At 63.8% G+C, this 24,036-nt stretch carries 24 protein-coding genes; 18 read left to right on the top strand and 6 right to left on the bottom strand.

From position 1 onward, the window contains the following. Positions 1-15 precede the first annotated feature (15 nt). Positions 16-1,281 carry a glucose-1-phosphate adenylyltransferase gene (gene glgC, locus PQQ51_RS21820; protein WP_408498897.1) on the bottom strand — a complete coding sequence of 422 codons (1,266 nt, stop codon included), beginning with the start codon at positions 1,279-1,281 and terminating at the stop codon, positions 16-18. A 428-nt stretch (positions 1,282-1,709) separates the two neighbouring features. Here glgC and PQQ51_RS21815 point away from each other — a divergent pair, with 428 nt between their 5' ends. Then, positions 1,710-2,834, top strand: coding sequence for an alpha/beta fold hydrolase (locus PQQ51_RS21815; RefSeq protein WP_408498896.1), 1,125 nt, complete (start codon positions 1,710-1,712; stop codon positions 2,832-2,834). Positions 2,835-2,850: 16 nt separating this feature from the next. Here PQQ51_RS21815 and PQQ51_RS21810 read toward each other — a convergent pair whose 3' ends face one another. The 3 genes from PQQ51_RS21810 to PQQ51_RS21800 form a co-directional block, all read right to left on the bottom strand. Further along, positions 2,851-3,462 (bottom strand): hypothetical protein, encoded by a 612-nt coding sequence (locus PQQ51_RS21810; protein ID WP_408498895.1) that lies wholly within the window; start codon positions 3,460-3,462, stop codon positions 2,851-2,853. After that, positions 3,452-3,940, bottom strand: coding sequence for a hypothetical protein (locus tag PQQ51_RS21805; RefSeq protein ID WP_408498894.1), 489 nt, complete (start codon positions 3,938-3,940; stop codon positions 3,452-3,454). The genes PQQ51_RS21810 and PQQ51_RS21805 overlap by 11 nt, the downstream gene beginning before the upstream one ends. A 357-nt stretch (positions 3,941-4,297) precedes the next feature. Next, positions 4,298-5,290, bottom strand: a complete 993-nt coding sequence (locus PQQ51_RS21800) for an LLM class flavin-dependent oxidoreductase (RefSeq protein WP_408498893.1) — start codon at positions 5,288-5,290, stop codon at positions 4,298-4,300. Between the two features lie 360 nt (positions 5,291-5,650). Between PQQ51_RS21800 and PQQ51_RS21795 the strand changes: the two genes are divergently transcribed. From PQQ51_RS21795 to PQQ51_RS21780, 4 genes are all read left to right on the top strand, one after another. Continuing rightward, a complete protein-coding gene (locus tag PQQ51_RS21795; protein ID WP_408498892.1) occupies positions 5,651-6,730 on the top strand; it encodes an LLM class flavin-dependent oxidoreductase in 1,080 nt (359 codons plus the stop codon). Between the two features lie 12 nt (positions 6,731-6,742). Continuing rightward, on the top strand, positions 6,743-7,579 hold the full coding sequence (locus PQQ51_RS21790; protein ID WP_408498891.1) for a class II aldolase/adducin family protein: 837 nt from the start codon (positions 6,743-6,745) through the stop codon (positions 7,577-7,579). Between the two features lie 139 nt (positions 7,580-7,718). After that, positions 7,719-8,327 carry a cysteine dioxygenase family protein gene (locus PQQ51_RS21785; RefSeq protein WP_408498890.1) on the top strand — a complete coding sequence of 203 codons (609 nt, stop codon included), beginning with the start codon at positions 7,719-7,721 and terminating at the stop codon, positions 8,325-8,327. Continuing rightward, positions 8,324-9,925: a rhodanese-related sulfurtransferase gene (locus PQQ51_RS21780; RefSeq protein WP_408498889.1), complete on the top strand. Its 1,602-nt coding sequence runs from the start codon at positions 8,324-8,326 to the stop codon at positions 9,923-9,925. The genes PQQ51_RS21785 and PQQ51_RS21780 overlap by 4 nt, the downstream gene beginning before the upstream one ends. Positions 9,926-10,005: 80 nt before the next feature. On the opposite strand, the gene PQQ51_RS21775 is transcribed toward PQQ51_RS21780, so the two are convergent. Next, positions 10,006-10,917 (bottom strand): LysR family transcriptional regulator, encoded by a 912-nt coding sequence (locus PQQ51_RS21775; RefSeq protein WP_408498888.1) that lies wholly within the window; start codon positions 10,915-10,917, stop codon positions 10,006-10,008. A 186-nt stretch (positions 10,918-11,103) separates the two neighbouring features. On the opposite strand from PQQ51_RS21775, the gene PQQ51_RS21770 reads away from it, so the two are divergent. After that, positions 11,104-12,099 carry an ABC transporter substrate-binding protein gene (locus PQQ51_RS21770; RefSeq protein WP_408498887.1) on the top strand — a complete coding sequence of 332 codons (996 nt, stop codon included), beginning with the start codon at positions 11,104-11,106 and terminating at the stop codon, positions 12,097-12,099. A 44-nt stretch (positions 12,100-12,143) separates the two neighbouring features. Then, positions 12,144-13,334, top strand: coding sequence for an acyl-CoA dehydrogenase family protein (locus PQQ51_RS21765; protein ID WP_408498886.1), 1,191 nt, complete (start codon positions 12,144-12,146; stop codon positions 13,332-13,334). A gap of 204 nt (positions 13,335-13,538) precedes the next feature. Here the strand turns inward: PQQ51_RS21765 and PQQ51_RS21760 are convergent, their stop codons facing one another. After that, positions 13,539-13,673 carry a hypothetical protein gene (locus PQQ51_RS21760; protein ID WP_408498885.1) on the bottom strand — a complete coding sequence of 45 codons (135 nt, stop codon included), beginning with the start codon at positions 13,671-13,673 and terminating at the stop codon, positions 13,539-13,541. 130 nt (positions 13,674-13,803) lie between these two features. Between PQQ51_RS21760 and PQQ51_RS21755 the strand changes: the two genes are divergently transcribed. From PQQ51_RS21755 to astD, 11 genes are all read left to right on the top strand, one after another. Then, positions 13,804-14,355, top strand: a complete 552-nt coding sequence (locus PQQ51_RS21755; RefSeq protein WP_408498884.1) for a hypothetical protein — start codon at positions 13,804-13,806, stop codon at positions 14,353-14,355. 22 nt (positions 14,356-14,377) lie between these two features. After that, positions 14,378-15,331, top strand: a complete 954-nt coding sequence (locus tag PQQ51_RS21750; RefSeq protein ID WP_408498883.1) for a patatin-like phospholipase family protein — start codon at positions 14,378-14,380, stop codon at positions 15,329-15,331. 39 nt (positions 15,332-15,370) lie between these two features. Next, positions 15,371-15,574, top strand: coding sequence for a hypothetical protein (locus PQQ51_RS21745; protein ID WP_408498881.1), 204 nt, complete (start codon positions 15,371-15,373; stop codon positions 15,572-15,574). Positions 15,575-15,680: 106 nt separating this feature from the next. After that, positions 15,681-16,370 carry an ABC transporter permease gene (locus PQQ51_RS21740; protein ID WP_408498880.1) on the top strand — a complete coding sequence of 230 codons (690 nt, stop codon included), beginning with the start codon at positions 15,681-15,683 and terminating at the stop codon, positions 16,368-16,370. 3 nt (positions 16,371-16,373) lie between these two features. Further along, entirely contained in the window at positions 16,374-17,087 is a 714-nt protein-coding gene (locus PQQ51_RS21735; RefSeq protein ID WP_408498879.1) for an ABC transporter permease, read from the top strand. A gap of 69 nt (positions 17,088-17,156) precedes the next feature. Further along, positions 17,157-17,948: an ABC transporter ATP-binding protein gene (locus PQQ51_RS21730; protein WP_408498878.1), complete on the top strand. Its 792-nt coding sequence runs from the start codon at positions 17,157-17,159 to the stop codon at positions 17,946-17,948. A gap of 24 nt (positions 17,949-17,972) precedes the next feature. Further along, positions 17,973-19,022, top strand: coding sequence for a GlxA family transcriptional regulator (locus tag PQQ51_RS21725; RefSeq protein WP_408498877.1), 1,050 nt, complete (start codon positions 17,973-17,975; stop codon positions 19,020-19,022). A 167-nt stretch (positions 19,023-19,189) separates the two neighbouring features. Then, on the top strand, positions 19,190-20,425 hold the full coding sequence (gene astC, locus PQQ51_RS21720) for an aspartate aminotransferase family protein (protein ID WP_408498876.1): 1,236 nt from the start codon (positions 19,190-19,192) through the stop codon (positions 20,423-20,425). Between the two features lie 28 nt (positions 20,426-20,453). Continuing rightward, the gene (aruF, locus tag PQQ51_RS21715) at positions 20,454-21,524 is read left to right on the top strand and encodes an arginine/ornithine succinyltransferase subunit alpha (RefSeq protein WP_408498875.1); all 1,071 of its coding nucleotides are present in this window, start codon (positions 20,454-20,456) and stop codon (positions 21,522-21,524) included. Next, complete coding sequence (gene astA / locus PQQ51_RS21710; RefSeq protein WP_408498874.1) at positions 21,521-22,570, top strand: arginine N-succinyltransferase; 1,050 nt, start codon at positions 21,521-21,523, stop codon at positions 22,568-22,570. Before aruF ends, astA begins: the two co-directional genes overlap by 4 nt. A 2-nt stretch (positions 22,571-22,572) precedes the next feature. Beyond that, positions 22,573-24,036, top strand: a complete 1,464-nt coding sequence (gene astD, locus PQQ51_RS21705; protein WP_408498873.1) for a succinylglutamate-semialdehyde dehydrogenase — start codon at positions 22,573-22,575, stop codon at positions 24,034-24,036.

Here is a 24,036-nt window from a genome sequence, read left to right as displayed (position 1 = left end):
CCGGATCAGGCCGGCTCACTGCGGGCTCTGTCGCAGCGCTTCCGGCGTGACCAGCACGACGCCGTCGTCGGTGCGATAGAAGCGTTCCGCGTCCGCCACCGGATCTTCGCCGATCACGGTGCCTTCCGGTATCGCGCAGCCCCGGTCTATCACCACTTTCTGCAGGCGGCAGCTCGGGCCGACCGTGACCTGCGGCAACAAGACTGCCTCACTGATATGACAGAACGAACTCACTTTCACATTCGACGACAACACCGAGCGCGAAATCTGCGAGCCCGAAATCACACAGCCGCCGCAGACGATCAGATTATTGCCGCTGCCTTGCAGCCCTTTCATGTCGCGCACGAACTTGGCGGGCGGCAGTTGCTCCTGATAGGTCCAGATCGGCCAGTTGCGATCGTACAGGTCGAGCGTCGGAATCGTGGACGCGAGATCGAGGTTGGCGGCCCAGTAGGCGTCGATCGTGCCCACGTCGCGCCAATAAGGTTCGACTTTCGGGTCCGACGACACGCACGACATGCTGAACGGGTGCGCGATCGCGAGGCCCTGGGTGACCACGCGCGGCAGGATGTCCTTGCCGAAGTCGTGGTCGGTATCGATGGTGGAGATGTTCTCTTCGAGCAGCGAGTACAGGTAATCCGCGCTGAACACGTAGATGCCCATGCTGGCGAGTGCCGTATCCGGGCGGCCCGGAATGCACGGCGGATCGGCCGGTTTTTCGACGAAGCCCGTGACGCGCCGGTGCTCGTCGACGTGCATCACGCCGAAAGCCACCGCTTCCATGCGCGGCACCTCGATACAGCCGACCGTGCAATCCGCGCCGCTTTCCGCGTGATCGGCGAGCATGCGCGTGTAGTCCATCTTGTAGATGTGGTCGCCCGCGAGCACCACGACGTATTTCGGGCGGATCGAGCGGATGATGTCGAGGTTCTGGAACACGGCGTCCGCGGTGCCGCGATACCAGTGCGCGCCTTCCACGCGTTGCTGGGCCGGCCACAGGTCGATGAATTCGCCGAATTCGCCGCGCAGGAAGCTCCAGCCGCGTTGCAGGTGGCGCAACAGCGAATGCGCCTTGTACTGCGTGACCACCGCGATGCGACGGATGCCGGAGTTCAGACAATTGGACAGCGCGAAATCGATGATCCGGTATTTGCCGCCGAAGTGAACCGCCGGCTTCACGCGTTTGTTGGTGAGCGGCCCGAGCCGCGTGCCCCGTCCGCCCGCGAGGACGATGGCGAGAGTGCTGCGTTGCAGATCGTTCAGCCGTGCCGGAGTTTCCATGTTTGTCTCCCATGTCACATCGTTGCTGATTTGTGTGCCCCGGATGTTGCATGCGCCGCTGTTCTTCGCCAGTTTGCGCGGGTTGCTTCGTGATGCGAGGCGGCTCGTTTCTGCGCGGGCCCGTCTGCTAGTTCTAGCACCGATTTGCCGCCGACGCGTAGCTCAATTCTGCGGGCGGTGCTTGCAGACTCACGTTGTGCACGATCAACCCTTGCACGGTTGGCATCCGTGCGCCACGACACATAGGCCGTGAGGTGACGCTTCGCAATATGCGTGCCACGGATTGGACGGGCGGACTTGCACGCGTGTAAGCAACTTGCGTGCACCGCAGCACGGTCGGGCCGCGCGTCGTAGAATCGTCCGCTCTCCGGTTGCGGCCGCGTCCACGCGGTTCTTCCTCGGCTTTCCCTTTGCCAGAAAATTTATCGATGAACCTCCGTCGTCATTCTCTGCTCGCTATCCTGAGCGCCTCCATGCTCGTCGCGGCGTCCGGCGTTTTCGCCGCATCGGACGCTGCCGCTGCTTCTACAGCTTCTGCTGAACCGTCCGCTTCGGCCAGTCCGGCCGCCGCCAGCGATACCGCCGCCGGCAATGCTGGCAATGCCGGCCCTGCCTATGGCCCCGAACTGCAGGGTTTCAACTATCCGGCGCCGGTTGGGCAATACGATTTCACGTCGCAAGGTGTCGCGCTGCATATGGCGTACATGGACATCGAGCCGGCGCATGCGAACGGCCGCACGGCAGTTCTGTTGCACGGCAAGAACTTTTGCGCGGCGACCTGGGACGCGACGATCCATCGCTTGAGCGACGCCGGCTACCGGGTCATCGCGCCGGATCAGATCGGCTTCTGCAAATCGAGCAAGCCCGAGCACTATCAGTACAGCTTCCAGCAACTGGCGCGCAATACGCACGCGCTGCTCGCGTCGCTCGGCGTGACCGACGCGACCGTGATCGGCCACTCGACCGGCGGCATGCTGGCGATCCGCTACGCGCTGATGTATCCGCGTGAGACGCAGCAACTGGTGCTGGTCAACCCGATCGGTCTGGAGGACTGGAAAGCGAAAGGCGTGCCGCCGTTATCCGTCGACGACTGGTATGCCCGCGAGTTGAAGACCACCGCGGACGGCATCCGCCGCTACGAGCAGGCCACTTACTACGCGGGTCAATGGCGCGCCGATTACGAACCCTGGGTGCAGATGCTGGCGGGCATGTACCGGGGACCGGGCAAACAGATCGTCGCGTGGAATTCGGCGTTGCTGTACGACATGATCTACACGCAACCCGTGGTGTACGAACTGGGGCAACTAACGATGCCGACGCTGCTGCTGATCGGCCAGAAGGACACCACCGCAATCGGCAAGGACGCCGCGCCGCCCGACGTGCGCGCAAAGCTCGGTCACTACCCCGAATTGGGCAAGGCGGCGGCGAAGGCGATTCCGCACGCGACGCTGGTCGAGTTCGCAGATTTAGGACACGCGCCGCAGATGCAGGACCCGCAGGCGTTTCATAAGGCGTTGCTGGAGGGGTTGGCGGCGCTGCCGGTGAATCGCTAATGATTCAACCGGCTTTCTATCGGGCAACGTACTCCTGCGTTGCCCGCCGCCTATCGAGCTTATGCCGGTGCGAGGGCGTCGACCGTTCCTCGTCCGGCTGAGGTGTATGCGTCTGCCGGATTTGCTCGATCATCCTGGTTAAGACATCGAAGGCCGTTGCCGGTGTGGCCTGAGTCGGAGTTGGCTTACTCGGGTTTTGATGGGCGATCCAGTCGCGATATTGCTTGATTTGCTTCACCTGCCCGATGAGATCAGGGTCAACTTCGCCTTTGAAAAGGTTGAGAATCTCACCAAACTTCCAGTACTCGACCTCACTTTCGAACTTTTCTGCCAGCCTGTTGGCATAGTGCTGCGGATATCCTGCTGCAAGCAAACGGTTCGCCATTTGCAAATGCTCGATAACGAATCGTTCGAATGTGGCGAACAGCGCCAAAATGGCAAGGTCGGCGGCTTGCTTTGCGGCTTCTGCAAGTGCGTAATTTGCTTCTTCCGGCGTTGCCCCAATGAACTGTGTGCGTCGGATGAGTTCCTCGTGCTGGTTCTCAATCGTATGCGTGGCAACCTTGAAACAATCGTTCGCGACGGCAAATGCCTTATAGACGGGATCCAGTGGATTACTAAAATTCATAGTCGGAGACATCCGTGAGCAGGTCGAGAAACAGACTCTCTTCAACGAGTTTTGGCCGACGTACTTTCGCCTCGATCCAGTACCAGCCATCTGCGTCGACTCCGGAAATCATACGTGTCGACGACGAAGTCACGGTTTTTCCATCAACGGTAGTTTGTGTCGAAAACGCAGAACCTTTTCCAACATAGAAAAGGAACGCATGTCTCGTCACACGGCCAATCAGGTCCACTCTCCCGCGCGCGCCGATGATTTTTGACCCGACAGGCAGGATCCTCGCCACCGACACTCCGTCCTTTGATATGTAAAGGCTCGGGGCATCATATTGGGCCATTCGCTCTTCATTGAGCTTTACAGCGTCGCGGTCCACGGTTAGGCCGTGTTCTATGCACCAGCCGCTCACTTCCTCCAAAAAGGTCGTGACGCGCTGCACATACTCGATCGAAGAAAAGCCTGCGTCTTCAGTTTTTTGTTCAACCACTGCCTATCCTTGTTTGTCACGATGCGCCCACCGCGGCACACCAACGCTTGCCTGCACAGTCACCGTCTTGCCCGCATCAGGGCGATTTGGGCAGTGATCCCGCACCCAAATCCGAGGCGTCAGCGTACCATCGAATCTGTCGCAAAAATCCGCAAAAAACTGGCGTATCGCCATTTCCTTCGACGGTGTTCGGCGCCAGGACACGCGCCGCAGATGCAGGACCGCAGGTGTTTCACAAAGCGCTGCTCGACGGGCCGGCGGCATCGTCGGCGAATCGCTAAACGAGCGCTGTAGTCCAAAAGAAGAAGGGCGGCCTATCGTCGGATAGGCCGCCCTTTTTTAATCCGTCAAACCCGCTCAATTGCCGCTCAACTCCTCGCGCACCTGAGCGGCGATTTCAAACGAGCGCAGCCGCGCCTCGTGATCGTAAATCTGCGCGGTCAGCATCAACTCGTTAGCGCCGGTCTGTTCGATGATCGACTGCAAGCCTTCACGCACCGCATCGCGATCGCCGATGACCGAACAGGCAAGCGAATGCGCGACGCCGTTCAACTCCATCGGCGACGCTTCGAGCCGTTCGACCGGCGGCTGCAACTGCCCCGGCGTGCCGCGCCGCAAATTGATGAACTGCTGCTGCAGCGACGTGAAGAGTCGCTGTGCTTCCTCATGGCTATCGGCGGCGAACAGATTGACGCCGATCATCGCGTAAGGCTTGTCGAGCGTCGCCGACGGCCGGAACTGCTCGCGATACACCTTCAGCGCGGTCAGCATGTAATCGGGCGCGAAATGCGACGCGAAAGCGAACGGCAGGCCGAGCGCCGCCGCGAGCTGCGCGCTGAATAGCGACGAGCCGAGCAGCCACAACGGCACGTGCAGGCCCGCGCCGGGCACCGCGCGAATCCGCTGGCCCGGTGCCGGGTCGGCGAAATAACGCTGCAACTCGACGACGTCGTCGGGAAACGAGTCCGCGCTGTTCTGCAGATCGCGGCGCAGCGCGCGAGCGGTCGATTGATCGGTGCCGGGCGCGCGGCCGAGGCCGAGGTCGATCCGGTCCGGATAGAGCGATGCGAGCGTGCCGAACTGTTCCGCGATCACGAGCGGTGCGTGGTTCGGCAGCATGATGCCGCCCGAGCCGACGCGAATCTTCTTCGTGCCGCCGGCCACGTGGCCGATCACCACCGCGGTGGCCGCGCTCGCGATGCCGGTCATGTTGTGATGTTCCGCCAGCCAGTAGCGGCGGTAGTTCCAGTTTTCCGCGTGCTGCGCGAGATCGAGCGTGTTGCGGAACGCATCCGCGGGCGTGGCGCCCGCGTTCACGGGCGATAGGTCGAGGACCGAGAAGGGGATCATTGTCTGTTGATTGGCGGGTTCCGGCGTTTTCACGCGATGGGGCATTGTGGCAAAGCTTTCGTTTTCCTGCTGACGGCGCGCGGATGTCCACGTTCCTGAAAGGGGGTTTTGACGCGCGTGCAGCGGCGGCGTGAAAAAGCTGCGCTATCCCGCCGCCTGTTATCGGCTCAGCGTTACATGCAAAGTCGATATAGATATGGCCGATCAATATTTAACAAGCGCATGTCGCGCTGCTACCTTAATCGTCTTGCAACCCGCGCCTCGCAACCCGCGCCTTGCAGCACGCTTCACCGCGAGCATTGCACCCCGCAAAGAACGCCCACGCCCCGCCGGGCGGCAACCATCCTGGGAGACACCCACGTGTCCATCGAATTCATCGGCATGATCCAGTCCCGCAAGGTGTCGGAAACGCACGCGCCGCAAGGGCCTGCGATCGACCTCGCGTACCTCGAACAGTTTGCCCGCGCGCATGAGGATGCGGGCTTCGACCGGATCCTCGTGCCGTACCATTCGACCAGCCCCGACGCGCTGCTCACCGTCGCGCACGCGGCGAGCGTGACCAGCAAGGTGCACTTCATGCTCGCGCATCGTCCGGGCTTCGTCGCGCCGACGCTCGCCGCGCGCCAACTGGCGACGCTCGATCAGTATTCGGGCGGCCGTCTCGCGGTGCACATCATCTCCGGCGGCGACGACGCCGAGCAGCGCCGCGACGGCGATTACCTGTCGCATGACGAACGCTACGCGCGCACCGACGAATACCTGCACATCCTGCGGCGCGTGTGGACCGAAACCAAACCGTTCGATCACAGCGGCAAGTACTATCGTTTCGAGCAGGCGTTCTCGGAAGTGAAACCGCTGCAGCAGCCGCACATTCCGGTGTATTTCGGCGGCGCGTCGGCGCCCGCGCTCGAAATCGCCGGCCGTCACGCGGATGTCTACGCGCTGTGGGGCGAGTCGAAGGCACAGGTGTGCGAGCAGGTCGCCCGCGTGCGCGCGGAAGCGGCCAGGCATGGCCGCACCGTGCGCTTCTCGGTGTCGTTCCGGCCGATTCTGGCCGAGACCGAAAAGGCCGCGTGGGAGCGTGCGGATCACATTCTCGAAGAAACGCGGCGGCTGCGCGCGCTGCAAGGGCTCGGCGTAGGCGGCCCGGCGCAAAGCGAGGGCGCGCGGCGTCTGCTGGCGGCCTCGGGCGAGTCGGATCGCGTCGACGAACGCCTGTGGACCGGCGTCGCGAAGGAAATTGGCGGACGCTCGAACTCGACCGCGCTCGTCGGCACGCCGGAGCAGGTCGCCGATACGCTCGCCGACTATTACGCGCTGGGCGTGTCGACCTTCCTCGTGCGCGGCTTCGATCCGCTCGAAGACGCGATCGACTACGGCCGCGAACTGATCCCGGCCACCCGTGAACGAATCGCACGCGTCGAGCGCGTGGCCGCCTGAACTGGAGCAACGATGACCGATCTGTCCCACGCTGTTCTTTCCACTTCGTCCGCGCAGGATGCGCCGACGCTGGAGCGTCACGCGCCGCTGCGCAAATTCTGGTTCGACGAAGTGCCGCCGCGCGCGAGCATCGCGGAAGAACGCCGTTATCGGCAGGAACGGCTCGCGGTGGCGTTTCGTCTGTTTGCGCGTTATGGCTTCGATCAGGGTCTCGCCGGTCACATCACCGCACGCGATCCTGAGTGGCCCGATCACTTCTGGGTCAATCCGTTCGGCAAGCATTTCAGCCGCATTCGCGTGTCCGATCTGCTGCTGGTGAACGCGCAAGGCGACATCGTGGTGGGCGACGGGCCGTTGAATCAGGCGGCCTTCGCGATTCACGCGGCGATTCATGACGCACGTCCCGACGTGATCGCCGCGGCGCACACGCATTCGCTATACGGCAAGGCGTGGTCGACGCTCGGCCGCACGCTCGATCCGCTGACCCAGGATTCGTGCGCGTTCTACCAGGACCATGCGTTGTTCGACGACTTCCGCGGCGTGGTGCTCGATACCGGCGAAGGCGCGCGGATCGCCGCAGCGCTCGGCGAGCGCAAGGCCGTGATCCTGAAGAATCACGGCATCCTGACGGCGGGCCCGAGTGTGGAGTCGGCTGCGTGGTGGTATATCGCGCTCGACAACGCGTGCCAGACGCAACTGCTCGCCGAAGCCGCCGGCACGCCGCAACCGATCCCGCACGACGTCGCCGCGCTCACGCACGAGCAGGTGGGTCGTCCGGGCGGCGCGCTGTTCGCGTTTCAGAGCCTGCTGGAAGGGCTTGTCGAAGCCGAACCCGACGTTCTCACCTGACCCATCCCGGCCGCGAGTTCGATGCCGCCGGCTTCGCTCCGGCGGTATCGGCGTTCGCCAACCGCTCGTGCTCGCGTTCGTGCTCATTGACGTTGCGTAATTCCTTCCTCCCAATCCAACAGTTTCAAGACTCCGAAATATGACTCGAGCCCTACGAACGGACCGGCTACGCACGTTCGCCGGCCAGATCGCGTCGCTGGTCGACCAGCACGCGCCCGAGGCGCAACTGCTCGAGACCGGCGGTGCGCATCTGCGCGAACTGATCGCCCACGACGACTGGCTGCCCGATGCGTTCGCGCAGCCGGACCCGGAGCGCTATCAACAATTCCTGCTGTACGCGGACGCGTTGCAGCGTTTTTCAATCGTCAGTTTTGTGTGGGGACCCGGACAGTCGACGCCCGTGCACGACCATACTGTCTGGGGATTGATCGGCGTGCTACGTGGCGCGGAAATTGCACAGGGTTACAGCATCACGCCGGAGGGCGAGTTGCGCGAAGAGGGCGACGCGCATCGCCTCGACGCCGGCACCGTGGATGCAGTGTCGCCGCGCATCGGCGACATCCATCGTGTGAGCAATGCTTTTGGTGACCGTACGTCGATCAGCATTCACGTGTACGGTGCAAATATCGGCGCGGTGACGCGGTCGGTGTATCCGGCCGGCGGCGGCCGCAAGACGTTTATCTCCGGCTATTCGAACGACCTGTTGCCGAATATCTGGAATGTCTCGAAGGAGCCTTTGGTCTCATGACTTTCGCAAAAGAGTTCAGCACCCGATCATTCGAAGACGTGCGCCGGGCACTCCTCGAACGCGATGAAATCGCGCTCGTCGACGTGCGCGAGGAAGATCCGCACGCACGCAGTCATCCGCTGTTTGCAGCCAATCTGTCGTTGTCGCGGCTCGAACTGGACGCGCCGCTGCGCTTGCCGCGCCGCAATGTGCCGATCGTCGTGTTCGACGACGGCGAAGGGCTCGCCCAACGCGCGGCGCAACGCCTGAGCGAACTCGGCTATACGGATGTCAGCTTGCTCGCAGGCGGACTGAAAGGCTGGGCGCGCGCGGGCGGCGAGCTGTTCAAGGACGTCAACGTGCCGAGCAAGGCGTTCGGTGAGCTGGTGGAAAGCGAGCGCCATACGCCGTCGCTCGAAGCACCGCAGGTGCAGGCGCTGCTCGATCGCGAAGCCGACGTGGTGGTGCTCGACGCGCGTCGTTTCGACGAATACCAGACCATGAATATTCCCGGCAGCGTCAGCGTGCCAGGCGCCGAATTGGTGCTGCGTGCACGGCAGATCGCACCGGATCCGGCCACGCGCATCATCGTGAATTGCGCGGGTCGTACGCGCAGCATCATCGGCGCGCAGTCGCTGATCAACGCGGGCGTGCCCAATCCGGTGGTGGCGCTGCGCAACGGCACGATCGGCTGGACGCTGGCGGGGCAGGCGCTCGCGCACGGCAGTTCGCGCCGCTTCGATCCGAAGACCGACGACGCGGTTCGCCTCGCCGCAGCGCTCGCCGCGCGCAGTGTCGCGGACCGTGCGCGCGTGGGCCGCACCTCGCGCGACGAAGCGCGCCGCTGGGCCGACGAAGCGGTGCGCAGCATCTATCGTTTCGACGTGCGCTCGCCTGAGGAATACGAAGCGGGTCATATTCCCGGCTTTCGTCACGCACCGGGCGGCCAGCTCGTTCAGGAAACCGACATGTTCGCGCCGGTGCGCGGCGCGCGCGTGATTCTCGCGGACAACGACGGCGTGCGCGCGAACATGACGGCATCGTGGCTCGCGCAGATGAACGTCGAGGTGTACGTGGTCGACGGTTTGACGGCCGCCGATTTCAGCGAAAAAGGCGCGGCCCCCGCGCCGCGTTTCGCGGTCACGCCGCCTGCCGCCGATGAAATCTCGCCGGCCGATCTGCTCACGTTGCTGCAATCGCGCGGCACGGTCGTGCTCGATTTCACGACCAGCGCGAATTACGTGAAGCGCCATATTCCGGGGGCGTGGTTCGCGATCCGCTCGCAGCTCGACCAGGTTGCGCCCGAGTTGCCCGACGCGCAGCGCTATGTGGTGACATGCGGCAGCAGTCTGCTGGCGCGCTTCGTCGCACCCGAACTGGCCGCGCTGACCGGCAAGCCGGTTCAGGTGCTGAGCGGCGGCACGGCAGCGTGGGTCGACGCGGGCTTGCCGGTCGAAAGCGGCGAGACGCGGCTGGCTTCACCGCGCATCGACCGTTACCGGCGTCCGTATGAAGGCACCGACAATCCGCGCGAAGCGATGAACGGGTATCTGGAGTGGGAATATGGACTCGTCGCGCAACTCGGGCGCGACGGCACGCATGGTTTCCATGTGATCTGAGCAACGCGGTTGCGGGAGGCCGCGCGGCAGGTTGCGCGTGGGCACCTGAACCGCGAGTCAGGCCTCGGGGTTGTGGGCCGTCACGCCGCCCGTTGCGCGCGAGCCTCCTTGAACTGCCGCTCGACCGCCGCGCCAAAGCGCTCCACCGGCTGCTGCAATTTGCCGAGCACGCGCGGATGCACGAGCCAGATGTCGATCAGCGGTTTGAAATCGCTGACCGGGACGATGTCCAACGCGTCCCCATGCGCGCTCGCATGCAGCAGCGGTAGCGGCACGAGTCCGAGACCGTTGCCGTCCGCGACCAGTTGCAGTTGCAACTCGGTGCCGAGCGTTTCCAGATTGAGCTTCAGCGCGAGGCCAAGACTCGTCAGCGCGCGTTGCAAGCCGTCGCGAAAACCGCAGCCGTCCGGATTCAACACCCAGCCGATCGACTGGCATTCCGCGAGCGCATGCGCGCGTTTTTTCAGCAAGCCTTTCTGCGCGACCACGGCCAGTTTCACGCGGCCGAGCGAGCGCGCCGACAGCGTGTCGTCGAAGGTCTTGTTGCTCGGAAGCAGGATCGCGGCGGCATCGAGTTCACCCTGTTCGACCTGTTGCAGCAGACGGCTGCCCCAGCCCGTGGACGCGCGCGCCTGCAGTTCGGGGAACGCCGCCTTGAGGCCGCGCATTGCGTCGCTGAGCGCGATGTCGGCGATCGTCTGCGCGACGCCCAGACGCAACATGCCGACAGGCGGCGTATCGGTCGCGACGATCTCGCGCAGCACGTCGAGCTCGCGCTGGATCACGCGGCATTGTTCGTAGACGACGCGGCCGGTGGCCGTCGCCTTGAGCGGGCGTGTATTGCGGTCGAGCAGTTCGACGCCGAGCGCCTCCTCGAAATTCTGCAGACGGCGCGTGATTGCCGGTTGCGTGAGGCCGAGCGTGAGCGCCGCCTGTTGCAGCGACTGACAGCGAATCACGGTGACGTACGCGTCGATTTCGTCGATCTTCATGATGAGCGGTGACAGGGAGAGTGCACGAGTTTCATGCACTGGATGATACCTGCGGCGAACCCCATTCATGCTGTAGCAGCGAAGAAAATCCGCATATTTGCTTAGCAGAATAATGCGTTTGTCTTATACAGGGGCTTGCCTTATCGTCGGTTGCACCTTACTTCAAGCTACGACGTTCGCGCCGCCATGACGATTTCCTCGCCTTCCTTCTCCACGCCATCCGTGTGGTCGCGCATCCGCCGCGCGCTGTTCAAACCGCTCGCTACGGTCCCGCTCACGCTGTGCGCGTTGCTCGGTTCGACGCATTCGTCGGGCGCCGATCTGCCGGTGCTGAAAGTGGGCGACCAGTCGTTGCAAACGCGCGGCATTCTCGAAGCATCAGGTCAACTGAAGGATTTGCCGTACAAGATCGAATGGTTCAACTTTCCGGCTGCCCAACCGCTCGGCGAAGCGCTGAACGCGGGCGCGGTGGACGTGGGCGGCCTCGGCGACGCGCCGCTGGTGTTCGCGCTGGCAGCCGGCGCGCGAGTGCGCGCGGTCGCGGCGACACGCTCGACGCCGCTGGACCTCGCGATCGTGGTCGGCGCGCAATCGCCGCTCAACGATGCGGCTAGCCTGAAAGGCAAACGCATCGCGACCACACGCGGTTCGATCGGCCATTACCTCGCGTTGGCCGCGTTGAAAAAAGCCAACGTGCCGCTCGGCGACGTGACCTTCGTGTTCCTCGCGCCCGCCGACGCAAAAGCGGCGCTCGCGTCGGGCAGCGTCGATGCATGGTCCGTGTGGGACTCGTACACCGCGCTCGGCGAAGCGCGCGATCACGACCGCATCATCGCGAACGGCGTGGGCCTTTCGGAAGGACTCAGCTATCAGGTCGCCACCGATCGCGCGATTGCCGACAAGCGAACGCAGCTCGCCGACTTTCTGCGCCGCGTCGCACTCGGCCAGCGCTGGGCGCTGTCGCATCCCGACGAGGTCGCGGCGATGCAATCGCGCGTGACCGGCCTGCCGACCGACGTGCTGAAAACCGTTTATCAGCGTGGCCAGGTGCATCCCGTTGCGATCGACGACAGCGTGATCGCCGCGCAGCAACGCACCGCCGATACCTACGAAGCGGCCAGCGTGATTCGCGCGCATCTCGACGTGCGCCCGAGCTTCGATCGCAGTTTTCCGCTGCCTTGATCGATGTGTGATGCGCACGAAGATGTGCCTGCCGGAGTCTTTCCATGAACGCCCCCATTGCCGATAGCGCGGTGACGCGCCGTCATCCTCCGCTCGATAGCGATGCGTTCGACGCATTGCTCGCGCAACTCACTGCCGAATTTGCGGCGAGTGCCGAACACTACGATCGCACCGCGGAGTTTCCGCACGCGAACCTCACGCAGCTGCACGAATTCGATCTGCTCTCGTTGACCGTGCCGGCGTCGCTCGGCGGCGCGGGCGCGAGCTTGCCGCAAGCGTTGAAGGTAGTACGCGCAGTGGCGCACGGCGAGCCGTCCACCGCGCTGGTGCTGGTCATGCAATATCTGTTTCATGTGCGTTTGCAGGGCAATCCGCATTGGCCTGTCGAATTGCGTGAACGCGTCGCGCGTGAAGCGGTGCGCGACGGCGCGCTGATCAACTCGTTGCGCGTCGAGCCCGAACTCGGTTCGCCGGCACGCGGCGGCTTGCCGTCGACGATCGCCACGCGTAGCGGTGACGGTTGGCGCATCGACGGAAGGAAGATTTACTCCACCGGCAGTCCAGGACTCAGCTGGCTCGCGGTATGGGCTCGCAGCGACGAAACACCGCCGCGCGTCGGCGTGTGGCTCGTGCCTCGCGATACGCCCGGCGTGCGGGTCGGTAGCGAATGGAACCATCTCGGCATGCGCGCGACCGGCAGTCACGAGCTGGTGTTCGACAACGTGTTCGTGCCGGCTGCCCATGCCGTCGACGTGCATCCGCCCGGCGCACCGGGCGCGGGTCTCGATCCGCTCGGCTTCGCGTGGATGAGCGTGCTGTTGTCGGCGATCTACGACGGCGTTGCGCGAGCCGCGCGCGACTGGTTTGCGCACTGGGCCGCCACGCGCGCGCCCGGCAGCCTCGGCGCGCCGCTCGCGAGTCTGCCCGCGTTCCAGCAGACGCTCGGCCGGATCGACGCGCTGCTGTTCAGCAACCGCGTGTTGCTCGACGCGACCGCGCACGCCGAACGCGTCGCGCTCGACGAAGCGCCGCTCGTCAAATACACGGTGACCAATCAGGCGATTCAGGCGGTGCAACTTGCGGTGGAAGCGAGCGGCAATCCCGGACTCACGCGCGACCATCCACTCGAGCGTCACTACCGCGACGTGTTGTGCGCGCGGATTCATACGCCGCAAAACGATTCGGTGTTGCAGGGTGTGGGAAGCGCGGGGTTTGCGCGGTTCGGCGGCGGTTGACGGCCTGCTTCTTCGTGCTCGGGCCGATGCATTGACTTACGCTTAAATTTACGCACGAATCATCTGCCGATTCGGTGTAAACGCGCTCTCGTCTAAAACCGCCAATGCGTTTAGATTAGCTACACCTTAAAGGCTTATCGAGGGACCAGGGCGACCGAACCCGCAGCAGTCCGTTATGCCGGCGACGACATGAAGTCGAAGCGGTCAGAAGCCAATGGTTTCTCGCCGCAGCGTGCGGCCGGACTGCTGCGCGTCGTCCTTCAAATCTGTTTCAGGCGGCATCCAGTCCGCTTTCACTTTCCGGTCGACCGTACCGACCCGCCCGGCGACGCTTTGCACAGCGTCGCTCGCGGTTTTCTCCCCACGCGGTTATTCTGTATGACAGCCCGAAGGAAGCTTGCTTCGTGGCATTCCCCACAATGGAGATGCGGAACGCGTGAGCGGGCCGCGTTCGTACAGGATATTCTCTGTGAGTCTCAAACTGCTTTCCGTCGCGATGCTGGCCGCGTGCGTTGCACTGACTGGCTGCGACGACCAACAGAGCGACCGCGCCGTGCAAAAACTCAAGGAATTCTTCAACGCCGTCAAACCGGACGCATTGTTGCTGAAGGGTTTGACGCCGGGCGTCTCGACCGAAGCGCAGATCCGCGACCAGATGGGCAAGCCGGAAACCGAACGCAGCTTCACGGACGGCTCGAAGCGTTTCGAATATCCGCGCGGCCCGCAGGGCCTCAATACCTACATGGTCGATATCGATCGCGACGGCAAACTGCAGGCGATCACCCAGGTCCTGACCGCTGAAAACTTCGCGAAAATCCGTATTGGCATGACTGAGGACGAAGTGCGCCGGCTGCTCGGCAAGCCTGGCGAAGTCGCGGTGTATCCGCTGAAACCGGAGACCGTGTGGAGCTGGAAGTGGCGCGAGCGCGGCGTGACGGAAGAGGGTATCTTCAACGCGCATTTCGACCAATATCATAAGGTGTACACGACATCGCGCTCGGATGTGGTGCGTGGGCGATAAAGAACAAAAGACGGGGGAAGCGATGATACGTCGACGTCGATACAGCCGTATCGGGCTGGTGTTGGGGGGCGGCGCCGCGCGCGGCTGGGCGCATATCGGCGCGATTCGCGCGCTGCACGATGCGGGCATCAAGCCCGACGTGGTATGCGGCACGTCGATCGGCGCGCTGGTGGGCGCCGTCTATGCGAACGGCGACCTCGACTGGCTCGAGGAGTGGGTATCGCGGCTCACGTGGCAGACGGTGGTGCGGCTGCTCGATCTGCGTCTGTCGGGCGGATTGCTCGGTGGACGCAAGGTCATCCAGTTGTTCGCCGACAAATTCAATGGCCGTTCGATTGCGCAGTTGAACCTGCCGTTCGCGGCGGTCGCGACCGAACTCGATACAGGGCGTGAAAGCTGGCTGCAGGACGGCAGCGTGGTGGACGCGGTGCGCGCGTCGATTGCGATTCCGGGGATTTTCACGCCGGTGTGGCACAACGGCGTGTGGCTGGTGGATGGCGGCTTGAGCAATCCGGTGCCGGTTTCGGTGGCGCGGGGAATGCGGGCCGATTGCGTGATTGCCGTCGATCTGAACAACGACATTCTGAACGGCCGCGATTTTGGCGGCGCGGTGGTGGAAACGCCCGCACTCGATCCGAACGCGCCGCCGCCGGTGGCGCTGCGGCGCAACGGCAAGCCGTGGCCGCGGTGGCTGGCGCCGGCGGAAACCCCGGTCAGCGACGATGTGCGGGTGCCGCCGGCGCCGAGTGCGCGGGTGCCTTCGATGCTGAGTTCTGTAGCGCAGAGTATCGACATCATGCAGGTGCGGATTACGCGCAGCCGGTTGGCGGGGGAGCCGGCGGATATTCTGATTCAGCCGCGGCTAGGCGGGATGGGGATCTTTGATTTTCATCGAGCGGGGCCGGCGATCGAGGAAGGCCGGGCGGCGGTTGAGTTTGTGTTGCCGGCGATTCGGGCGAGGTTGGGGATGGATTAGTGGAAGCGTTTGGCTGCGCAATGACTCATAGATGAGTCATTGCTTGATGCTCTCATCGGAACAGCCAGACGCACGATTGGTCCTTTAAATATCAAAAAAGCGACCCAAAACCTGCAAAATCGAGGCGCCGCTCCGGCCGCAACCAGCGGCAAGGGCCGCGACACTGCCCGCAAAACCAAGCCCCCCAAGTATTTCCACACCAGTGCCGGCTGGATGCTGCAAAGCAGCAAATCCCCTCCATGAGTTTGAGCAATTAATTTCAGCTTGGGAGACTCCGCGCCATCCCGGACAAATCAGGCCAGCAAAAAGCCCGACGCAGTCCCAACCCCTGGATGGAGAGGAGACCCCCGTGTTCCTTTACGGCTTTGGCCCGGTGCTGCTAGCCGGCACGATCCAGACGATCGAACTGTCCGTGCTGTCGCTCGCCGCCGCCGTGTTGCTCGGCCTTGCAGGCGCAGCAGCGAAACTCTCGTTCAATCGCCCGCTGCGCGCGCTCGCCACCGGCTACACGACGCTGATCCGCTCGGTGCCCGATCTCGTGCTCATGCTGCTGCTCTTCTACAGCATCCAGATCGGTGTGAATAACCTCACCGACGCACTCGATCTGCCGCAGTTCGACATCGATCCGTTCGTCGCGGGCGTGCTCACGCTCGGTTTCATCTACGGCGCGTACTTCACCGAGACCTTCCGCGGCGCGTTTCTCGCCGTGCCGCGCGGTCAGCTCGAAGCCGGCAGCGCGTACGGCATGAGCGGCGCGCGCGTATTCACGCGCATCCTGTTCCCGCAGATGATGCGTTTCGCGCTGCCCGGCATCGGCAACAACTGGCAGGTGCTCGTCAAGGCGACGGCGCTGGTGTCGATCATCGGTCTCGCGGATGTCGTCAAAGCCGCGCAGGACGCCGGCAAAAGCACCTTCAACATGTTCTTCTTCATCCTGATCGCCGCGCTGATCTATCTGGCGATCACCACCGTGTCGAATCTCGCGCTGATCTGGCTGGAAAAGCGCTATTCGATCGGCGTGCGCCACGCGGAGCTCTAACCGATGATCGATATCCTCAATCAGTTCTGGAAGGCGTTTCTGTACTGGGACGGTCAGCGCATCTCCGGTCTCGCGGTCACGCTGTGGCTGCTGGTGGCGTCCGTCGGCATCGGCTTTTTTGCGGCGATTCCGCTTGCGGTCGCCCGCGTGTCGAAAAAGCGCTGGCTGTCGACGCCCGTGCGCCTCTACACCTACGTGTTTCGCGGCACGCCGTTGTACGTGCAGCTTCTCCTGATCTACACGGGCATGTACAGCCTCGAATTCGTTCGCTCGCATCAACTGCTGGACGCGTTTTTTCGCAGCGGTTTTCACTGCGCGATCCTCGCCTTCGCACTGAACACCTGCGCGTACACCACCGAGATTTTTGCCGGCGCGATCCGTTCGACCTCGCACGGCGAAGTGGAAGCGGCGCGCGCGTACGGAATGAGCGGCTTCACGATGTACCGTCGCATTGTGATACCGTCCGCGCTGCGCCGGGCCTTGCCGTTGTACAGTAACGAGGTGATCCTGATGCTGCATGCCACCACGGTCGCGTTCACGGCCACGGTGCCGGACATCCTGAAGGTAGCGCGCGATGCGAATTCGGCCACCTATCAGTCGTTCGATGCGTTCGGTCTCGCCGCGCTGATCTATCTGGTGGTGTCGTTCGCGTTGGTGGCGCTGTTCCGGCGCGCCGAGCGTCACTGGCTCGGTTATCTGGCGGTGCGTACGCATTGAGCAGCAGATTGGAAGCGCACCCGTCGCGCCGTCACGAAGATTGATCCGTCTTTTCACAGGGAGAGCATCTTGCTCCACACGACTCAAACCGAAGCCTGCAAGCTCGCCGTTCAGGACATCCACAAGCGCTACGGCGACAACGAAGTGCTCAAAGGCGTGTCGCTGAACGCGAACAAGGGCGACGTGATCAGCATCATCGGCGCGAGCGGCTCGGGCAAGAGCACCTTCCTGCGCTGCATCAATTTTCTCGAGCGGCCGAACGCCGGCCAGATCGTCGTCGACGGCGAAACGGTGAAGACGAAAGCCGATCGCGCCGGCAATCTCGAAGTCGCGGATCACAAGCAGTTGCAACGCATCCGCACGAAGCTCGCGATGGTGTTCCAGCACTTCAACCTGTGGGCGCACATGAACGTGATCGAGAACATCGTCGAGGCGCCGATTCATGTGCTCGGCTTGTCGCGTCGCGAAGCAGAAGACCGTGCGCGTGAATATCTCGAGAAGGTGGGCCTCGCGCCGCGTCTGGAGAAGCAGTATCCGTCGCATCTGTCGGGCGGCCAGCAGCAGCGCGTCGCGATTGCGCGCGCGCTCGCGATGAACCCCGACGTGATGCTGTTCGACGAGCCGACCTCGGCGCTCGATCCGGAACTGGTCGGCGAAGTGCTGAAGGTAATGCAGAAGCTCGCCGAAGAAGGCCGCACGATGATCGTCGTCACGCACGAAATGGGTTTTGCGCGCAACGTGTCGAACCACGTGATGTTCCTGCATCAAGGCCGCACCGAAGAGGAAGGCCTGCCCGCGGAAGTTCTGAGCGCGCCGCGCAGCGAACGGCTCAAGCAGTTCCTGTCCGGCAGTTTGAAGTAGCGCGCGGCTCGCGTTCGTTTTTTGATGGCTCGACCGTCCAGTCCAACCCGCACCACGCAGGTCGCGATCGTCGCGTTGCCGCCCGTGTCGATGTCGGGCGTCGGCCCGATCGTCGACGCGCTCAATCTCGCCAATGAAATCGACGGCCGCGCGCTGTATCGCGTGCAGGTCTGTTCATGGGACGGCCGCGCGGTGCCGCTCGCGGGCGGCGCGCAATGGCCGGCGGATGCCGCGTTCGGCGACGCGATCGCGTGCGACTGGCTGATCATCGTCAGCGAACGGTTCCAGCAGTTCGCCGACTACCGCCTCTTTCTCGCGAGTCTTTCCCGGGTCGGGCAGCGCACGCCGCTCGTCACCGGCATTCATCACGGCGTGTGGTGGCTCGCGATGGCGGGGCAGTTGTCCGGCTATCGCGTGAGCGTCAACTGGGAAACCTATCAGCAGTTCTCCGAACAGTTCGAGCGCTCGATCGTCACGCAGCAGATCTTCGAAATCGACCGCGATCGCGCGACCTGCGCGGGCGGCCAGGCCACCGTCGATTTCATGCTCGCGATGATCGGCCGCGAGCACGGCCCGGAACTCGCGGACCGGATCGCGGATACGCTCGGCGTCGGCGTGTTGCGCGCGGGCGAAGAGCGCCAGCGCATTCCGTTCGTGACCGCGCCGGGCGAGCGTCATCCGCGGTTGAACGACGCGCTGTTGCTGATGGAAGCGAATATCGAAGACCCGCTCACCACCGACGACATCGCCGGCCTCGTCGGCGTGTCGCGGCGTCAGTTGGAGCGGCTGTTCCGCCAGTATCTCGGCTCCATGCCGTCCAAATACTATCTCGGCTTGCGGCTCTCGAAAGCGCGCACGCAATTGCAGCGCACCAGCAAATCGGTGGTGCAGATCAGTCTCGCGTGCGGGTTTTCATCGGCGGCGCACTTTTCGAATGCGTACCGCGAACGCTTTGGTGTCACACCGCGAGAGGATCGTCGCAACTGGATCGACAAACAGACCGGCGCGCGCGGTGCGGCGGCGAGCGAACCGCGCGCGGGCGCGTTGATCGAGCGGCCGGATCGTGGGGAATGAGTGGTGGAATAGGCGTGTGGAATAAGCGTGTGGAATAAGCATGACCCCGGCGCTCCACGCACGGATCCGCCCGGAAGCTCATAGAAAACGTCGCGTATGCGCAAGACGTATCGCGTGCGGTTTCCTACACTAGCTGTATTACCTCTCACCTGTAACGAGGATTTGCCATGAACGACCTGACAGTGACACGCCAGACCTTCGACGAAGTCATGGTGCCGGTGTTTTCGCCCGCGGCCTTCGTACCGGATCGCGGTCTCGGTTCGCGCGTCTGGGATACGCAGGGCCGCGACTATATCGACTTCGCCGGCGGGATCGCCGTCACCGCACTCGGTCATGCGCATCCCGAGTTGCTGAAGGTGTTGCACGAGCAGGGCGGCAAGCTGTGGCACATCGGTAACGGCTACACCAACGAACCGGTGCTGCGCCTCGCCAAACGTCTGGAAGACCTGACTTTCGCCGACCGCGCGTTCTTCGCGAACTCGGGCGCGGAAGCGAACGAAGCCGCGCTGAAGCTCGCGCGCCGCGTCGCGTTCGACCGCCACGGCGCGGAAAAAGACGAAATCGTGTCGTTCACGCAATCGTTCCATGGCCGCACGTTCTTCACGGTGAGCGTCGGCGGTCAGCCGAAGTACTCGGAAGGTTTCGGTCCGGTGCCGGCCGGCATCGTCCATCTGCCGTACAACGACATCGAAGCCGCGAAGAAAGCGATCGGTGCGAAAACCTGCGCGGTGATCGTCGAGCCGATTCAGGGCGAAGGCGGCGTGATCCCGGCCGATCCGGCATTCCTGAAGGCATTGCGCGAAGCTTGCGACCAGCATGGCGCACTGCTGATTTTTGACGAAGTACAAACGGGTGTGGGCCGCAGCGGCTACTTCTACGCGTATCAGGACACGGGTGTGACGCCCGACATCCTGACCACCGCGAAGGCGCTCGGCAACGGTTTCCCGATCGGCGCCATGCTGACCACGCACGAACTGGCCGCGCATTTCAAGGTCGGCGTGCACGGCACCACGTACGGCGGCAATCCGCTCGGCGCGGCGATCGCGGAGAAGGTGGTCGAACTGGTCAGCGACCCGAAGCTGCTCGAAGGCGTGCGCTCCCGCAGCGATGCTTTGAAAGCTCATCTCGCGAAGCTCAATGAACGCTTCGGTCTGTTCGACGAAGTGCGCGGCAAAGGTCTGCTGATCGGTGCGGAACTGAGCGGTGCGTTCAAGGGCCGCGCGAAAGATTTCGTCACGGCGGCCGGTCAGCATGGCGTGATCATGCTGATGGCGGGACCGGACGTGCTGCGTTTCGTGCCGTCGCTGATCATGCCGGCCGACGACATGAACGAAGGTTTCGTGCGTCTCACGAAGGCGTTCGAAACGATCGTCGGCGCGAAGGCCGAAGCGCAGCCGCAGTGATCACGCGTCACATTCAACAGGAACGATGATGCTCTTCGTACGCCCCGGCCGCCTCGCCGATCTCGATGCGCTCGAACATATGGCGCGCACCGCGCAGCCGGTGCTGCATTCGTTGCCGCACGACCGGCGCGCGCTCGAAGCGCGCGTCGCGTTGTCGGAGGATTCGTTTCGCGCGGAGGTCGATTTTCCGGGCGAAGAGTTCTATCTGTTCGTGCTCGAAGATTCGGCCAGCGGCAAGCTGATGGGCACGGCGAGCATCGTCGCCGCAGCCGGCTATTCGGACCCGTTCTACGCGTTTCGCAACGACGCGCTGATTCATGCGTCGCGCGAACTGCACGTGAATCGCAAGATTCATGCGCTGACCATGTCGCATGAACTGACCGGCAAGAGCCGGCTGGCGGGCTACTACATCGACCCGTCGCTGCGTGGCGACGCCGCCGCGCATCTGATGTCGCGCGCGCGGATGATGTACATCGCCGCCAATCGCAAGCGTTTCACGCCGGAAGTATTCTCGCTGCTGCTCGGCGTGACCGACGACGCGGGCGTGTCGCCGTTCTGGGAAGCGGTGGGTCGCAAGTTCTTCGGCCGCGATTTCGCCGATATCGAAATCGAGTCGGGCGGACGCAGCCGAACGTTCATCGCCGAAGTGATGCCGACCTATCCGATCTACGTGCCGTTGCTGCCGGAAGCCGCGCAACGCGTGCTCGGCGAGCCGGATGAGAACGCGCTGCTCGCGTACGACATTCATCTGGAAGAGGGCTTCGAGACCGATCGTTTCATCGATATTTTCGACGCCGGTCCGGTGCTGACCGCGCAAGTGGACCGCAGCGCGTGCGTGACACGCAACGAAACGCGCGCGGTGCACGGCATGCGCGAGACTGCGCAGACCGCAACGGAAGCCGCGATGTATCTGATCGCGCATAACGGTGCCGACGGCGAATTCCGCTGCGTGCTCGGCGATTTGCCGGAAGGCAAGTCGAGCGGCGCGGCGTTGACGCCCGGCGCGCGTGCCGCGCTCGGCGTGCAGGAAGGCGACGCGGTGCGCTGCGTGAGATTGCACCAGCTTCATCACGAAGATCTGACGGGAGACGCGCAATGATCGTCGTTCGCGTTGTGCAACGGGGCGATCTGGACGCGCTGATGCGACTCGCGCAGGAGACTGGCCCCGGTCTCACCACGTTCAAGCCGGACCGCGACGCGCTCGCGGCTCGCGTCGAACGCGCGCGCCGCACGATGGAAGACAGGGCGGAGCCGCATGAAGCGGGCTACTTCTTCGTGATGGAAGACACGGACACCGGCGACGTGGCCGGCGTATGCGGTATCGAAACCGCGGTGGGCCTGCAACAGCCGTTCTACAACTATCGCGTGAGCACGGTCGTGCACGCGAGCCAGGATCTCGGCATCTGGACGCGCATGCGCGCGCTGAACATTTCGCACGACCTCACGGGTTACGCCGAAGTCTGTTCGCTGTTCCTGAGCCCGCGTTATCGCACGAGCGGTGTGGGCGGTTTGCTGTCGCGTTCGCGCTTCATGTTTCTCGCGCAGTTTCGCGAGCGTTTTCCGCAGCGTATCTGCGCGGAACTGCGCGGCCATTTCGATGCGCAAGGCACGTCGCCGTTCTGGCGCGCGGTGGGCTCGCATTTCTACCAGATCGATTTCAATGCGGCGGACTATCTGAGTTCGCATGGCCGCAAGGCGTTTCTCGCCGAACTGATGCCGCGCTATCCGGTGTACGTCGAACTGTTGCCGCAGGAGGCGCAGGACTGCGTGGGCCTCACGCATAACGACACGATTCCGGCGCGCCGTATGCTCGAAGCGGAAGGGTTGCGCTACGAGAATCACGTCGATATTTTCGATGCCGGTCCGGTGCTCGAATGCCATATCGCCGACTTGCGCACGGTGCGCGAAAGCGTGGTGGTGCCGGTCGAAATCGCCGCATCGAGCACACCGGGCGCATCGAACGCGCCGGCCGATGGACCGAAGTCGATGATCTCGAATACCTCGCTGGGCGATTTTCGCGTCGGCGTAGTGGCGGGCGTGCCGCAAGACGGCGTGTTCCGGTTGAGCGCGGCTGAGGCCGCGGCACTCGACGTCAAAGCGGGCGACCCGCTGCGGGTGCTGCCGCAGAAACACAAACAAGGATGATCATGAGCGAGCTTTTCATCGACGGCGAATGGGCCGCCGGCACAGGACCCGTATTCGCGTCGCGCAACCCCGGTACGGGCGCGACGGTGTGGGAAGGCAACAGCGCGTCGGCGGACGACGTCGAACGTGCAGTGCGCAGCGCACGCCGCGCGTTCGCGACGTGGTCGGCGGCGAGCCTCGACGAACGCTGCGCGGTGGTGCGCCGTTTCGCCGCGCTCGTGACCGAACGCAAGGAAGCGCTGGCCGAAGCGATCGGCCGCGAAACCGGCAAACCGTTGTGGGAAGCGCGCACGGAAGCGGCGTCGATGGCGGCGAAGGTCGAGATCTCGATTCAGTCCTATAACGAACGCACCGGCGAAAAGCGCTCCGCAATGGCGGACGGCACCGCGGTCTTGCGGCATCGTCCGCATGGGGTGGTGGCGGTGTTCGGGCCATATAACTTTCCGGGGCATTTGCCGAACGGCCATATCGTGCCCGCGCTGATCGCGGGTAACGCGGTGGTGTTCAAGCCATCGGAACTCGCGCCGGGCGTCGCGCGGCTGACCGTGCAGATCTGGCGCGATGCCGGCTTGCCGGCCGGCGTGCTGAACCTCGTGCAGGGCGAGAAGGAAACCGGCATCGCGTTGGCGAACCACCGGCAGATCGACGGTTTGTTCTTCACCGGTAGTTCGGATACCGGAACATTGCTGCACAAGCAATTCGGCGGCCGTCCGGAAATCGTGCTGGCACTCGAAATGGGCGGCAACAATCCGCTGGTGATCGGACCCGTGGCCGATGTCGACGCGGCGGTTCATCACACGATCCAGTCGGCGTTTCTGTCAGCCGGGCAGCGTTGTACCTGCGCGCGCCGCATTTTCGTGTCGAACGACGCGGCCGGCGACCGCTTCATCGAACGCTTCACCGACGTGAGCTCGCGGATTCGCGTCGGCGAATATAACGCCGAGCCGCAACCGTTCATGGGCGCGGTGGTGTCGGCGCGCGCGGCCGCGCGCCTCGTCGCCGCGCAGGAACGTTTGCTCGCCGACGGCGCCCGTTCGCTGCTGACGATGGAGCAGCGCGATCCGCAACTCGGCTTCGTCACGCCCGCGATTCTCGACGTGAGCGCCGTACACGACCTGCCCGACGAAGAGCACTTCGGCCCGCTCGCGCAGATCATCCGCTATCGCACGTTCGACGAAGCGCTCGAGCGCGCGAACGACACCGGGTTCGGCCTCTCCGCGGGCCTGCTCGCCGACGACGAAGCGCTGTGGACGCAGTTCCAGCGCACGATCCGCGCGGGCATCGTCAACTGGAACCGGCCGACCAACGGCGCGTCCTCCGGTGCGCCGTTCGGCGGCCCGGGCCGCTCGGGCAACCACCGGCCGAGTGCGTACTATGCGGCCGACTATTGCGCGTACCCGATGGCGTCCGTCGAAAGCGCGCAACTGCACATGCCCGCGAGCGTTTCGCCGGGCCTTCAATTCTAA

It is taken from the genome of Paraburkholderia xenovorans (genome assembly GCF_046030735.1).
GTDB lineage: Bacteria > Pseudomonadota > Gammaproteobacteria > Burkholderiales > Burkholderiaceae > Paraburkholderia > Paraburkholderia xenovorans_A.
Note: the sequence above shows the minus strand (reverse complement) of the source record. Positions and strands in the feature narration are given on the sequence as shown.

Bases quoted from the DNA above. Each gene is read 5' to 3' on its own strand.
- glgC (WP_408498897.1), bottom strand. From the start codon at position 1,281: ATGGAAACTCCGGCACGGCTGAACGATCTGCAACGCAGCACTCTCGCC.
- PQQ51_RS21815 (WP_408498896.1), top strand. From the start codon at position 1,710: ATGAACCTCCGTCGTCATTCTCTGCTCGCTATCCTGAGCGCCTCCATG.
- PQQ51_RS21810 (WP_408498895.1), bottom strand. From the start codon at position 3,462: ATGAATTTTAGTAATCCACTGGATCCCGTCTATAAGGCATTTGCCGTC.
- PQQ51_RS21800 (WP_408498893.1), bottom strand. From the start codon at position 5,290: ATGATCCCCTTCTCGGTCCTCGACCTATCGCCCGTGAACGCGGGCGCC.
- PQQ51_RS21790 (WP_408498891.1), top strand. From the start codon at position 6,743: ATGACCGATCTGTCCCACGCTGTTCTTTCCACTTCGTCCGCGCAGGAT.
- PQQ51_RS21785 (WP_408498890.1), top strand. From the start codon at position 7,719: ATGACTCGAGCCCTACGAACGGACCGGCTACGCACGTTCGCCGGCCAG.
- PQQ51_RS21780 (WP_408498889.1), top strand. From the start codon at position 8,324: ATGACTTTCGCAAAAGAGTTCAGCACCCGATCATTCGAAGACGTGCGC.
- PQQ51_RS21775 (WP_408498888.1), bottom strand. From the start codon at position 10,917: ATGAAGATCGACGAAATCGACGCGTACGTCACCGTGATTCGCTGTCAG.
- PQQ51_RS21770 (WP_408498887.1), top strand. From the start codon at position 11,104: ATGACGATTTCCTCGCCTTCCTTCTCCACGCCATCCGTGTGGTCGCGC.
- PQQ51_RS21765 (WP_408498886.1), top strand. From the start codon at position 12,144: ATGAACGCCCCCATTGCCGATAGCGCGGTGACGCGCCGTCATCCTCCG.
- PQQ51_RS21750 (WP_408498883.1), top strand. From the start codon at position 14,378: ATGATACGTCGACGTCGATACAGCCGTATCGGGCTGGTGTTGGGGGGC.
- PQQ51_RS21735 (WP_408498879.1), top strand. From the start codon at position 16,374: ATGATCGATATCCTCAATCAGTTCTGGAAGGCGTTTCTGTACTGGGAC.
- PQQ51_RS21725 (WP_408498877.1), top strand. From the start codon at position 17,973: ATGGCTCGACCGTCCAGTCCAACCCGCACCACGCAGGTCGCGATCGTC.
- astC (WP_408498876.1), top strand. From the start codon at position 19,190: ATGAACGACCTGACAGTGACACGCCAGACCTTCGACGAAGTCATGGTG.
- aruF (WP_408498875.1), top strand. From the start codon at position 20,454: ATGCTCTTCGTACGCCCCGGCCGCCTCGCCGATCTCGATGCGCTCGAA.
- astA (WP_408498874.1), top strand. From the start codon at position 21,521: ATGATCGTCGTTCGCGTTGTGCAACGGGGCGATCTGGACGCGCTGATG.
- astD (WP_408498873.1), top strand. From the start codon at position 22,573: ATGAGCGAGCTTTTCATCGACGGCGAATGGGCCGCCGGCACAGGACCC.